This is a genomic window from [Muricauda] lutisoli (nom. illeg.), from assembly GCF_017313105.1.
Classification (GTDB): Bacteria; Bacteroidota; Bacteroidia; order Flavobacteriales; family Flavobacteriaceae; genus Flagellimonas; species Flagellimonas lutisoli.
On sequence record NZ_JAFLND010000003.1, the window covers coordinates 424,077 to 436,778 of the forward strand.

General features: G+C 42.1%; 12 protein-coding genes. 7 read left to right on the forward strand and 5 right to left on the reverse strand.

Annotated features, from left to right (window positions below):
* The first annotated feature begins 2 nt into the window (after positions 1-2).
* A complete protein-coding gene (gene tsaB / locus J0X13_RS12810; RefSeq protein ID WP_207071799.1) occupies positions 3-683 on the forward strand; it encodes a tRNA (adenosine(37)-N6)-threonylcarbamoyltransferase complex dimerization subunit type 1 TsaB in 681 nt (226 codons plus the stop codon).
* On the opposite strand, the gene J0X13_RS12815 is transcribed toward tsaB, so the two are convergent.
* The 4 genes from J0X13_RS12815 to J0X13_RS12830 form a co-directional block, all read right to left on the reverse strand.
* Positions 680-1,507, reverse strand: a complete 828-nt coding sequence (locus J0X13_RS12815) for a mechanosensitive ion channel family protein (RefSeq protein WP_207071800.1) — start codon at positions 1,505-1,507, stop codon at positions 680-682. The genes tsaB and J0X13_RS12815 overlap by 4 nt on opposite strands.
* 89 nt (positions 1,508-1,596) lie before the next feature.
* A complete protein-coding gene (locus tag J0X13_RS12820) occupies positions 1,597-3,696 on the reverse strand; it encodes a thioredoxin domain-containing protein (RefSeq protein ID WP_207071801.1) in 2,100 nt (699 codons plus the stop codon).
* Between the two features lie 67 nt (positions 3,697-3,763).
* On the reverse strand, positions 3,764-3,964 hold the full coding sequence (locus tag J0X13_RS12825) for a dodecin family protein (protein ID WP_207029564.1): 201 nt from the start codon (positions 3,962-3,964) through the stop codon (positions 3,764-3,766).
* Positions 3,965-4,036: 72 nt separating this feature from the next.
* A complete protein-coding gene (locus J0X13_RS12830) occupies positions 4,037-4,933 on the reverse strand; it encodes a NifU family protein (protein WP_207071802.1) in 897 nt (298 codons plus the stop codon).
* 124 nt (positions 4,934-5,057) lie between these two features.
* Between J0X13_RS12830 and J0X13_RS12835 the strand changes: the two genes are divergently transcribed.
* Positions 5,058-6,053, forward strand: coding sequence for a PorP/SprF family type IX secretion system membrane protein (locus J0X13_RS12835; RefSeq protein WP_207071803.1), 996 nt, complete (start codon positions 5,058-5,060; stop codon positions 6,051-6,053).
* A 53-nt stretch (positions 6,054-6,106) separates the two neighbouring features.
* Here the strand turns inward: J0X13_RS12835 and J0X13_RS12840 are convergent, their stop codons facing one another.
* The gene (locus J0X13_RS12840) at positions 6,107-7,276 is read right to left on the reverse strand and encodes a vWA domain-containing protein (RefSeq protein ID WP_207071804.1); all 1,170 of its coding nucleotides are present in this window, start codon (positions 7,274-7,276) and stop codon (positions 6,107-6,109) included.
* Positions 7,277-7,464: 188 nt separating this feature from the next.
* Between J0X13_RS12840 and J0X13_RS12845 the strand changes: the two genes are divergently transcribed.
* The 5 genes from J0X13_RS12845 to J0X13_RS12865 form a co-directional block, all read left to right on the forward strand.
* On the forward strand, positions 7,465-9,684 hold the full coding sequence (locus tag J0X13_RS12845) for a tetratricopeptide repeat-containing sensor histidine kinase (protein WP_207071805.1): 2,220 nt from the start codon (positions 7,465-7,467) through the stop codon (positions 9,682-9,684).
* A complete protein-coding gene (locus J0X13_RS12850) occupies positions 9,684-10,415 on the forward strand; it encodes a LytR/AlgR family response regulator transcription factor (RefSeq protein ID WP_207071806.1) in 732 nt (243 codons plus the stop codon). The genes J0X13_RS12845 and J0X13_RS12850 overlap by 1 nt, the downstream gene beginning before the upstream one ends.
* A gap of 56 nt (positions 10,416-10,471) precedes the next feature.
* A complete protein-coding gene (locus J0X13_RS12855; RefSeq protein WP_207071807.1) occupies positions 10,472-10,987 on the forward strand; it encodes a gamma carbonic anhydrase family protein in 516 nt (171 codons plus the stop codon).
* A gap of 134 nt (positions 10,988-11,121) precedes the next feature.
* Positions 11,122-12,006, forward strand: coding sequence for an ACP S-malonyltransferase (gene fabD, locus J0X13_RS12860; RefSeq protein ID WP_207071808.1), 885 nt, complete (start codon positions 11,122-11,124; stop codon positions 12,004-12,006).
* 143 nt (positions 12,007-12,149) lie between these two features.
* A partial coding sequence (locus J0X13_RS12865; protein ID WP_207071809.1) for a Calx-beta domain-containing protein occupies positions 12,150-12,702 on the forward strand: 553 nt, incomplete at its 3' end.

Below are 12,702 nucleotides of genomic sequence, written 5' to 3' on the forward strand. Positions count from 1 at the left end.
CTATGGCCATAATATTAAATTTAGAAACTGCGACTACCAATTGCTCCGTGAGCATTTCAAAGGACGATAAAGTTGTTGTCCTAAAAGAGAACAATGCGGCGAATTATTCGCATTCCGAGCAATTGCACGTATTTATAAAAGAAGCCTTGGAAGAGGCTTCTTTGTTATTTTCGGACTTGGATGCCATTGCCATAAGTAAGGGGCCAGGTTCTTATACGGGACTCCGAATTGGGGTGTCTGCGGCAAAAGGATTGTGTTTTTCCCTGGATTTGCCCTTGATTTCCATTCCAACTTTGCAAAGCATGGCGCATCAAGTGCAATTAGAACCGGGGGAAATGGTAATTCCTGTTCTGGATGCCAGACGTATGGAAGTATACGCTTGCGTTTATAATAACGATTACCAAGAAATACGCGAAACCCGTGCAGAAGTTATCAATGAAGCATCTTTTGCCGATTATGTTTCTGGCCATAAAGTTTACGTTGCAGGGAGCGGTGCAGAAAAATGTAGGGGTGTCTTGCAACACCCCAATTTTGTTTTTAACGATTCTGTTGTTCCCTCTGCAAAACAGATGGCTCCAATTGCTTTCCAGAAGTTCAAGTCCAATCAATTTGAGGATGTTGCCTATTTTGAACCATACTACCTCAAGGACTTTGTACTTCAGCAAAAAAAGAAGAAAAATTAATCTTCCATAGCTTTGTGCATAACCCGTTGTGGGAAAGGAATCTCTATTCCAGCAGCATCAAAGCGTAATTTTGTTTGTTCGATCACATAAAAGTGTGCTGGCCAAAATACATCGTTATTGGCCCAAAAACGCAAGGTGAGGTTTACCGAACTGTCTGCCAAGGCACCTACATACACTTCGGGGGCAGGTTCTGTGTTAATATTAGGGTTTTCGGCACATATCTTTAAAAGAATTTCTTTGGCTTCCTTAATGTTGGAGCCATAGCCGATACCAACATCTATTTTGTCCCTACGGGTGTTTTCCATATTGTAGTTGATAATGTTTCCGTTGGACAGTTGTCCGTTAGGGATGATGGCAATTTGGTTACCGAACGTACTCAGTTTTGTGTTGAAAATAGAAATTTCCTTTACGGTTCCGTCCACGCCTTGGGCAGAAATAAAATCACCTACTTTAAAAGGCTTGAAAATCAAAATAAGGACACCACCTGCAAAATTGGCCAGGGAGCCCTGTAGGGCCAAACCAATGGCAAGACCGGCAGCACCCACTATGGCCACCAAAGATGAGGTCTTGACACCCAACTGCGTAATAACCAAAACAAACAACAAAGCTTTTAGGGTAATGCTGATAAAACTTTGGAGAAAGGATTCCAAGGTTTCGTCGTAGTCCTTTTTCTTGAAAAAGCGACGCACCATTTTATTGATGAATGTAATCACCCAAAGACCGACAAAAAATATGACAATGGCCGTAATAAGACTTGGTACTATGCCAATTGCCCATTCAACTGCTTGGTCTAGGTAATCTTGATAATTTTCTAGTTCTTCCATAATGGTTTTTTAGTTTAAATAGCAACGTAGTTAATATTCAAATGAAATAAAAGAAAAGGTTTTTAAACAAATGTTAATGTTAAAGCCATCTATAATTGTTCCAAAGCCCTTTCGGCACTGGCCACAGGGAGTTTGCATGCTCCCTCGATACAGACATAAGTTAATGTTTTTCCAGGTACTGTCCTGTTTTTCAGCAGTTCCAGATGGCCATCTTTTGCTGATCCTACCAAAATGCTATTGGGAACATACGCCTTTGCCAGCTCTTGACCCATGGACTTGTAATTTTCGCCAAGCACTGCGATTTCATAAAAATTTTGGTTTTCGAACAGAACCAAATGCAGCCAGTTGGAAAACCCTTGCGCTCTCTTATCAAAATCCTTTTGAACGTTTTTCAACATTTGTTTGGATGCAGCTCCATAGGTTTCTTCCGGATAAATCTTATGCATTTTGAACAAGTTAATGGCCATCATGGAATTCGAGGAAGAAATCACATTATCATCGATTTCAATGGTCCTTCGAATCAAGGAACGGTCTTTGTCCGAGGTGTAAAAGAACATACCCGATTCTTCATCCTGAAAATGTTTTATGGAATAGTCAAGTAGATTTTTGGACAAATCCAGCCATTTTTCATCAAAAGTTGCTTCGTACAAGGAGAGATACGCATCGATTACGGTGGCATAATCGTCCAAAAAGGCATTGATGGTACTCTTACCTTCCTTGTGATTTCTGTAAAGTGAATAATCTTCCCGGATCATTTCCCGTTGGATGAATGCTGCATTCTTCAATGCCAGGTCCAAGTACTCTTCTTCGCCCAAATATCGATAGGCATCCACAAGTCCTTTGAGCATCAATCCGTTCCAAGAAGTCAATATTTTATCATCCAGTCTTGGTCTTGGGCGTTTGTTTCTTTCCTTTTTGAGAAGCGTCAGGTCCGTGTTTATTTTGGCTTTCAACTCTGGAACGGGGATTTGAAATTTTTCAGCAATCTCTTTATCGGATTTGTCCCGTATGAGTACATAATTCTCATCTTCCCAATGCCCATAGGAATTGATGTTGTAATATTCTTGGAACACTTCATAATCGTTGCCCAACAGTTGTGTAAGTTCCTCTTTCGTCCAAACATAGTAGGCACCCTCTTCCAATTTTCCATTTTCGTCCAAACTATCGGCATCCAAAGAGGAATAAAAACCACCGCTTTGGTCCAAAAGCTCTTCTTTTACAAAAGCCACGGTTTCATTAACAACATCCTTGTACAGGTCATTTTTTGTTACGGCATAGGCTTTCGCATACAAACTTGTCAGTTGACCGTTATCGTACAGCATTTTTTCGAAGTGCGGTACATGCCATTTTACATCAACGGCATATCGGGAAAACCCTCCGCCAACATGGTCGTAAACGCCTCCGTAGGCAATACGTGTGAGCGTAGTGTCCACAAAATCCATAATATCGGGATTGTTGGTTGCGGTGGCATAATGCAATAAAAAATCCCAGTTATTGGGCATCATAAATTTTGGAGCACGCTTATGTCCTCCCAAAAACGTATCAAAATATTGTGTCCAATTGTGTATGGAGGCGTCCAATTGTTCTAAAGAATAGAGTTCACTGTCCTTTTCGTTTTCCACGAGGTTGATGGCATGTAGCCCATTGGCCAAATCACTGGCGTATTGGGTAACCCGCGGTTTGTCCTTTTTGTAAAGCTCAGCGAGTTGTTCCAATGATTTTATCCAATTGTCCTTGGGAACATAGGTAGCTCCCCAAAAAGGTCTCCCGTCGGGCAGGGCAACAATGTTAAGGGGCCACCCACCTTGTCCGGATATCATTTGTATGGCGTCCATATAGATCTGGTCCACATCCGGCCGTTCCTCACGGTCAATTTTTATGTTGATGAAGTTATCGTTCATCACTTGGGCCACCTGCTCGTCCTCAAAACATTCCTTTTCCATAACATGGCACCAATGGCAAGCGGCATATCCAATACTGATGAGAAGAAGCTTATCTTCCTTTTGGGCCCTTTCCAGTACTTCGGGATGCCATGCTTCCCAATTCACGGGGTTATGGGCGTGTTGTAAAAGGTATGGGCTTGTCTCGTGGATTAGGTCATTGGTATGTTTATGGCTCACTTCGTCGGATTTTTTTTTGCAACTTAAGGCTGCTGTTAAAACTAGTATGAAGAAAAGTACTTTTTTCATTACCTCATTATGTTTAAGCATAAAAAAATGCGTCCGTTCGGGACGCATTCTCTTTTCTTTCATTCTTTTACTGTACTTCAAAGGTGATTTTTACGTTTACCCTATAGTCATCAATTTTTCCATCTTTTACAGTGGCACTTTGCTCATTGATGTAGATGGAACGAATGTTTTTAACTGATTTTGAAGCTTGTTCCAATGCTTTGTTGGTCGCGTCTTCCCAACTTTTGTTGGAATTCGCCAATACTTCGATAACTTTTAAAACTGCCATGGTTAATGTGTTTTTTTGATTCCCTAAAATTTAACAATTTTTGATGGGAAAATGGCAGTAAAATCAAGTTAATTAACCGTTTAGGGCAACAACCTCTTTGATTTTTTCACCCATCATGTTCTTTAGCATGGTTTCGATTCCGTTTTTCAAAGTGAAAGTAGAGGATGGGCAACCGCTACAGGCACCTTGGAGGATTACGCTCACCGTTCCGCTTTCCTCTTCGTACGACTGGAAAAGAATGTTACCTCCATCACCTGCAACCGCCGGTTTTACATATTCTTCCAAAATATCTATGATTTGGAGCGATGTATCATCGTAATCCGTGCCAGCCTTGTTTTGCTCTACGGTTTCCTTGCTTTTTTGAATGGCTTCCGCCGTCACAACATCTTTGCCATCGGCCAGATAGTCCCTAATAAATTCTCGGAGTTGCATATTGATTTCTTCCCAATCGGCTACTTCATATTTAGTTACGGAAACATAGTTTTCGTCCATAAACACCTCCTTAACAAAAGGAAGGTGGAACAGTTCCATCGCTAAAGGCGATTCTTTTGCCTCATCGATGTTCTTGAACTCGTAGGTGCTGGGTACGATTTTTTTGTTGGATACGAACTTCATTACCGCAGGGTTGGGCGTTACCTCGGCGTAAACTGTAATGGGTTGCTTCTTTTTCACATCCTCTTCGTTTACCACGGGTTCCCCTGCATTGAGGTACTCCACCAGTTGTTGGGCCACTTCGTCCTTTACATCCTCCCATTCTACAATGTCGAACCTTTCCAAAGCCACAAAATTGCTTGCAATGTAAACGGTCTTTACAAACGGAAGGTAGAAAAGTTGTTGGGCCAGTGGCGAATTTTTGGCCTCGTCTATATTTTTATATTCGTAGTTGCCCTTTACCAAAAAATGGTTGGCTTCCAATTTAATGATTTTGGGGTTGTTGGTCGAAACTATCGTGATATTGTACTCTTTCATCTTGAATATTTAATGCAAAAATACCAATAGTTCAGATGCGTAGCAAAATATTATAATAATGTATGCGGCTTTCCGTTATCTTATTGTTTTATTGTAGTGAACAACCATTAGCCCCATCCGTCACATGAGACGCATCTTAACCTCAATTATTATAACCCTGTTTTTTGGAAGTATGGCCAAGGCACAGGAGGGAATCCCAGTGTATTTTGACTACTTGGCGGACAATTATTATTTGGTCTATCCATCCATGGCAGGTATTGCAGAGGGCACCAAAATTCGTCTTACGGCCAGAAAACAATGGTTTAATGTGGACGAGGCACCTAGCCTGCAAACATTGAATATAAATTCCAGGGTAGGTGAGCGCAGTGGAATAGGGGGTATACTTTTTAACGATTCCAATGGTTACCATTCGCAAACCGGCTTCAAAGCTACCTATGCGCACCATCTTCAATTAGGGGGCGATTTTAGGACGCTCAACCAGCTGTCTTTTGGTTTAAGTGCGGGCGTTATTTTGAGTAGTTTGGACGAAACAGAATTTAGATCTGTAATTCCAGACCCTGTGGTGACCGGGGTAAAAAACACTACCAGTTATTTTAACATGGATCTTGGTGTTTCCTACAACTTGTTCGAATTCTATGCCCATGCTGCCGTTCTTAATATTTTGGGTACTGGACGAGACCTGTACACAGCTGCTGAGTTTGATAACTTAAGGAGGTACTTGTTCTCCGTGGGATATGTTTTTGGCAGGGAAACAAGAATAGAACCATCCATTTTGTTTCAGATGACGGACTTTACCAAAGAGAAGACCGTGGACCTGAACGCTAAGGTATACCGCGATGTAAGTTTTGGAACAGTATGGGCAGGATTGTCCTATCGTCGCAGTTTTGATGGGGCACAATTTCAATCCAATGGTCAATTTGGTGAGCAACGACTGCAATTATTCACACCGATTATTGGGGTGAATGTGAACAGGTTTATGTTCTCTTACAATTACTCCTATCAATCGGGCGATATTCGTTTTGATAATGGTGGTTTTCATCAGATCACCTTGGGTTACGAATTTGGACAGAACGATCAAGGAAAACGATATGATTGCTATTGTCCTGCTGCCAATAATTAAAATGGCCCACCGATATCGATGGACCATTTAGAATCAGCTGTTCAACAATACCACTAATCCCAGGTAAAATTTTTCCTGGAGGCCTGAGCCTTTATGGCCGATAGCATGGCATTTTCAAGCTCTCCCATTTCCTCTTTTTGATGCTCGGCAATATAAACTTCACGTTTGGCATTGAGTTCCTGTATCTTTTGTTGGATTTCTTCCCGTTCCGTTTTCTTTTGTTTGATGTAGGTCATAATTTCAATTTCGGATTTTCCTTGGAGTTCTTTCGGCAGGTCTGCGTCCTTTAATTCTGAGATGACGACTTCGTCAGCCTCTGCCGCATCCACCAAGTCCCATTGTGAATTTTTGTACAACCTTGAACTTTTGCTCACAGCTCGTTTAACCGCAACGGCCTCTTCTAGATTTGCCGCATTGGCATCCTGGGCATATTGTAGTTCTTTCTTTCGCATGCCCATGGAACCATAGGAAATGTAGGTGTTGTTCAATTTTGAATTCAGACGGATGATAATGTCATCATATGGAGTGTGTATATGTACAACGTGCCTATTATGGTCAATGGCCATGTACTCACCGCCAGTGAGCATGGCGCCTTTTTTCCACAAAGTGGAAATACCCTGCTCATAATTACCGCAAAAAATCGTGTTTACGATAATATCCTTTTCCTTGGCATTGGTCGCTGCATCCCTAAAATCCAGTTTTCCTTGAGTAAATGGTTCATTCCCGGCAATGAAGATCATTTTAAGGTCATCCGCGTTTTTGCCCCAATCCAATTGCTTTAACGAAGTGTGGATTACTTGTCCACAATATTCCTCGCCTCCGTTGGTAGTAAGTGAAAAAAGCTTTTCCGATATCTCATCCAAGTCGTTACTGAAACCCAAAACCTGCCTTATGTAACCTTCTTGGGACGAAAGATTGTCGTTTCCGTACTCGTAAAGGGCAATTTGAAGGGATGGTCGCGCATTGGTGCCGCATTTGGCATGGGTAAATTCGTTTACAATGTCCCATAATTGTGCCTTGGCCTGATTGATGAGTCCATCCATGCTGTTGCTGGTATCCAACAACAAGGCGATCTTAACAAATTGTTCTTTGGTCTTTTTACTGGCATGTGGGGTGATCAATGTAGTTTTTTCTTTGGTGTGGGCCTTGAGGTTGCAGCCATAGGAAGTACCGGTCATAAACAACAAAAGTGCTGAGCCCAGTATGTAATTGATATGTTTCATGATGCAATAATTTTTAATGTTGAGGTAAATCTATCGGCAACTTTCGGCAAAAAAAATCCAGAATGAGTGAAAGGAGGGTTAAAATGAGCAACTGATACCTGCAACTTCGTAATCCGGGAAAATCAGCATGTTTTTTCGTGAAAATCAATAACAGGTCATTTTTTAAAATAGTATGTTTACCTATAGTTATGGTGAAAAAGGCTTACATAGTATTATTGTTGCTGTTAACGTCCTTGGGTACCTTGGCGCAAGTTGGAAATGCCAGGGCAGAAATGGAAATAAAGGGTTCCGTGAAGGGAATGGAGAGCCGTGCACCCATTTCCGGGGTACAAGTCACTACGGATAAGGGCGCGTACACTACAACCAATGCCTTAGGAGAATTTAAAATAAAGGCGGCAATAGGAGACCTGTTGATTTTTGAAGGCACCGAGTTGGAAACCGTGCGTTATCGAATCAAATCAGATGAAGATGTGGATGTGCTCGTAAAGGGCTATGAAGCCACAGCTTCTTCCCGTAAGCAAAAGCGCGAAGCACCCCCATCCAGAAATAGTTTGATGGACCATCAGCGCTTTTTGGATTCGGCCAATTTTTATAAAAAGACCGATTTTGAGAAAAGCATCGATTTTATTGCCCAATCCATGGAATCTCTGGGTAACTCTGGTAATAAAAGGGAGCTATCCTCTTCTTTAAGGGCACTTGGTGAAATTTATATGTTTCACAAGCAGTACGATTTGGCCATCACCAACCTTAAGGATGCCTTGGCTGCGCAAAAGTCCAACAAAACCGAGTTGTTGTTGGGTCAGGCGTATGTGTTGAATGACGATCATGAAAATGCAATAGCTGTTTTAGAACCTTTGGTGGCAGTTAAAAACATGGTTCCCTATCAGCGGATAGAACTTTATGAAGCTTTAGGTGACGCCAATAAAGGGCTCTCAAACCTAAAACGGGCCCAGGAATATTATCAAGAAGGACTTCTTATTGCTGAAAAAAATCAAATCCCTCCAAAGGAGATTGATCTGAGTTCGAAGATAGCAGATGTATTTGCCAGTGAGGACAGAGTGATCGAGGCCGAAGGTTTTTATCAAAACTCTTTGGACCTTTCCAAAAAAGTGGCGCCGGAAAGACTGATTCAGGAAAGTGAAAAAGTGGCTGATTTTTACAATCAAAAAAGTCGCTACAATGATGAGATCCAGCTCCGTAAAAAAAACTTGAATGAACTGAATTCGCTTGCCAGACCGGGAGTGGCTTCTGTGGACCAAGGAATTTCACTAACCAGGGATACCATTACCTCACAGCGCATCAACTATAAAATAGCCAATGCCTATATTGCCCAAGATAAGTTGGACGAGGCCATTCCTTACCTTGAAAAGAGTATTGTGGAAGCGGATAAGGACGATGATTTGGTGGTGCAAAAGGATGCGACACGAAAATTATCCGAAGTGTACAAGAATAAAGGAGATTATACCAAGGCTTTGGAGTCTTATCAGGATTATGTAGCTGTGGTAGATAGCCTGTACGTAAGAAAGGAGCAGGAAATATCGAGAGCAGCCCGCTTTAACCGAGAGATCGCAAATACACAGAACCGAATCTCGAGCTTGGAACAAGAAAGAGAACTCAGTCAAAGTAAATACAGCTTGGCGGTAACGGAACAGCAGTTGTACGAGGAGACCAGCAAGCGCCAAAAGTGGATCATTTATTCGTTGATATTTGGAATTGCCTCACTGGCACTCACGGCATTTTTGTACTACCGAAGCAACAAACAGCAAAAACTGGCGAACAACCTGTTGGCATTGAAATCGCTGCGTACACAGATGAACCCCCATTTTATTTTTAACGCGCTCAACTCTGTGAACAATTACATTGCCAAGAGCGATGAACGAAGTGCCAATCGTTTTTTAAGCGAGTTCTCGGTGCTTATGCGCAGTGTGTTGGAGAATTCCGAAGAGGACTTTATCCCTTTGGCGAAAGAATTGGAGTTGCTGGAACTTTATGTGAAACTGGAACATTCCCGCTTCTCCGAAAAGTTTGATTATGAAATTGAGGTGGATGAAAAAATCGATATTGATGCTTTCCATATTCCGCCCATGTTACTTCAGCCGTATATCGAAAACGCCATTTGGCATGGCTTGCGCTACAAGGATGAGAAAGGATTTTTAAAGATCAAAGTAAGGCAGCTAACCAAGGATATGCTCGAAATCTGTATTGAGGACAACGGTATTGGAAGAAAAAAATCGGCCGCGTTGAAGACGGCCAATCAGAAAAAACAGAAGTCCAAAGGAATGGGTAACATTCAAAAACGAATCCGAATTTTGAACGACATGTACAAAAATAGGGTGGAGGTATCCATTTCCGATTTAAATAACGACCAAACGGGTACGCGGGTATCCCTAAGACTCAAAAAACAATAATGGAACTCAAAGCGGTCATTGTGGAAGATGAAGCCAATAGCAGGGAAATCCTTCGGAACTACTTGGCGAAATACTGTGAAAATATCACCTTGCTTGGCGAGGGCGCCACTATTGAAGAAGGTTTGGTTCAAATCAAAAAACAGCATCCGGACCTGGTGTTTTTGGATGTGGAGATGCCATTTGGCAATGCGTTTGACCTGTTGGACCAGATTCCAGATCGTACTTTTGAGACTATTTTCGTCACGGCTTATAATCAGTATGCCATGGATGCGCTAAACCATCATGCTGCTTATTATTTGATGAAGCCCATCAATATTGATGAATTGATCAAGGCAGTGGATTATGTAAGGGCCATTAAGGAAAAGGAAAATGCCTTGGAAGGACAAGTACTACAGGCCCGACCTGCTCGGGCAGAAGGTAAAATAACATTGCCTCAGCAAGATGGTTTTCAAGTGCTGGATGTGTCCGATATCTATTTCTGCAAAGCAGATGACAACTATACCGAAATCTATCTCGAAAAGAAAAAAATCGTGGTGAGCAAAACACTAAAGTATTTTGAAGAGGCCTTACAGTCCTATTCTTTTGCTCGTATCCATAAATCGTATTTGGTAAACGTAACCGAAGTGGTGAAATATAAAAAAGGAAAAGGAGGCAGTGTGGTGCTGTCCAACGGCAAGGAACTTTCCGTGTCCGCATCCAAAAAAGCCGATCTATTGTCGTATTTTCAATAAATGGTCACACCGACCATGGTCGAATATGCTTTAATAAAAATTTAAAATTCATTTCAATGATCATTAAACCCGTAAGAGGTAAGTCCCCCGAAATTGGAAAAGATTGTTTTATTGCCGAGAATGCTGTTATTGTAGGTGAAGTTAGCATGGGAGATCAATGCAGTGTTTGGTTCAATGCAGTGATCAGGGGAGATGTCCATTTTATAAAAATGGGCAATAAGGTAAATGTGCAAGATGGGGCCGTTATACATTGTACTTACCAAAAATCCTCGACCACAATAGGAAATAATGTGTCCATTGGCCACAATGCCATTGTACATGGATGCACTATTAAAGACAATGTTTTGGTAGGAATGGGAAGTATAATTATGGATGATTGCGTGGTGGAAAGCAATTCCATTATAGCTGCCGGAGCGGTAGTGACCACGGGAACAAAGGTTGAAGCAGGAAGTATTTATGCAGGAATGCCCGCAAAAAAAATAAAGGATATCAGCCCGGAGCTTTCCAAAGGCGAAATAGATAGGATTGCCAATAATTACGTAAAATATTCCAGCTGGTTTAAGGAAGATTAGGTAACCAATAGGTTCAGGTACCATAGGCCACCAATCCTAAAGTCTATTTATCCGAAAATCCAACAATCCAACTATACCAAAAGCTATCGAAGAATATTCCCTATTTTTGTCCCACTCAAAAAAACTCGACAACTATGAACGCATATATTTTTCCAGGACAAGGAGCGCAATTTGTAGGTATGGGCTTGGACCTGTACGAAAACCACTCCGAAGCACAAGAACTCTTTGAAAAGGCCAATGAGATATTGGGTTTTTCCATTACGGATATTATGTTCGAAGGAACAGCTGATGATCTTAAACAGACCAAGGTGACCCAACCGGCCATTTTTTTGCATTCCGTGATTTTGAGCAAGGTGTTAGGCGATATTTTTAAACCGGATATGGTGGCAGGTCATTCCTTAGGTGAATTTTCCGCTTTGGTCGCCAACGGCACCTTGAATTTTGAAGATGGTTTAAAACTGGTTTCGCAACGTGCTTTGGCCATGCAAAAAGCATGTGAGATTCAACCTAGTACCATGGCTGCAGTTTTAGGTTTGGAAGATGAGGTGGTAGAAAGGATTTGTAATGAAGTTGAAGGTATTGTAGTACCCGCTAACTATAACTGTCCCGGGCAGTTGGTGATCTCCGGAGAGGTGGATGCTGTAAACGTTGCCTGTGAAAAGATGAAAGAAGCCGGAGCTCGAAGAGCACTTTTATTGCCTGTTGGAGGGGCTTTCCATTCACCATTGATGGAGCCGGCAAGGGAAGAATTGGCAGCAGCCATTGAATCTACGGAATTTAAGACGCCAAGCTGTCCTATTTATCAAAATGTGACCACTACGGCCGTAGCCGATGCCGAGGAAATCAAAAAGAATCTGATACTGCAATTGACCGCCCCGGTAAAGTGGACGCAAAGCGTACAGCAAATGGTGAAAGATGGTGCCACATCCTTTGTGGAAGTAGGGCCAGGTAAGGTATTGCAAGGCTTGGTAAAGAAAATACATCGCGAGGCAGAAACCAGTTCTGCCGAAGTTTCTTAATTGGGTATCACAGTTTATCCGAATAAATAGAGATTTAAACTAAATAGGCAAGGATGTTCCTTGCCTTTTTCGTAATATTGGTAGCTCCCAAATTACCAACCTACATTTAGCTTTAAAACAAACTGAAACTGATAGTATTGGTGATGTCGACCTTCTTTAAAAATCCCTCAAATCCACTGCGGAGCATTGCAGCTCGTAGAAACATTTTCTTTGTACTTTTTTTTCTTTTAGGGATTGGAGTAGGGTTTGGGCAGATTAATGTCCAATTCTCACAGGCCACTGGTTCGGATGCCGAGGCTAATGGTGGTAACCTCCCTGAGCTCATAGTGTCTGGGGGTGTACTTGGCGCTGATACTTCTGTTACGGTCACGGACGCCGGGACGGGGACCGCCACATCGGGCACGGACTATGCCTTTACCAGTCCACAGGTGGTGGTAATCCCTGCCGCTGATTATACTTCTCCATCTAATTTACCAATTACAGGGCTTTCAATAACAGATGATTCTGAGGTAGAACCAGATGAGGATATTGTATTTTCATTATCCACTTCCGATGGCACTTTAACATTGGGTCCGCAGACCACGACGACCTATACGATAAACAACGACGACAGTGTGACCGTCGAGTTCTCACAGGCGACGGGCTCCGCTGCGGAGAACGTCGGGAACAACCTTCCCACCTTGTTCGTTACCGGAA

Excerpts from the sequence above, each read along its gene's own strand:
- tsaB (WP_207071799.1), top strand. The coding sequence starts at position 3 with ATGGCCATAATATTAAATTTAGAAACTGCGACTACCAATTGCTCCGTG.
- J0X13_RS12815 (WP_207071800.1), bottom strand. The coding sequence starts at position 1,507 with ATGGAAGAACTAGAAAATTATCAAGATTACCTAGACCAAGCAGTTGAA.
- J0X13_RS12820 (WP_207071801.1), bottom strand. The coding sequence starts at position 3,696 with ATGAAAAAAGTACTTTTCTTCATACTAGTTTTAACAGCAGCCTTAAGT.
- J0X13_RS12825 (WP_207029564.1), bottom strand. The coding sequence starts at position 3,964 with ATGGCAGTTTTAAAAGTTATCGAAGTATTGGCGAATTCCAACAAAAGT.
- J0X13_RS12830 (WP_207071802.1), bottom strand. The coding sequence starts at position 4,933 with ATGAAAGAGTACAATATCACGATAGTTTCGACCAACAACCCCAAAATC.
- J0X13_RS12835 (WP_207071803.1), top strand. The coding sequence starts at position 5,058 with ATGAGACGCATCTTAACCTCAATTATTATAACCCTGTTTTTTGGAAGT.
- J0X13_RS12840 (WP_207071804.1), bottom strand. The coding sequence starts at position 7,276 with ATGAAACATATCAATTACATACTGGGCTCAGCACTTTTGTTGTTTATG.
- J0X13_RS12845 (WP_207071805.1), top strand. The coding sequence starts at position 7,465 with ATGGTGAAAAAGGCTTACATAGTATTATTGTTGCTGTTAACGTCCTTG.
- J0X13_RS12850 (WP_207071806.1), top strand. The coding sequence starts at position 9,684 with ATGGAACTCAAAGCGGTCATTGTGGAAGATGAAGCCAATAGCAGGGAA.
- J0X13_RS12855 (WP_207071807.1), top strand. The coding sequence starts at position 10,472 with ATGATCATTAAACCCGTAAGAGGTAAGTCCCCCGAAATTGGAAAAGAT.
- fabD (WP_207071808.1), top strand. The coding sequence starts at position 11,122 with ATGAACGCATATATTTTTCCAGGACAAGGAGCGCAATTTGTAGGTATG.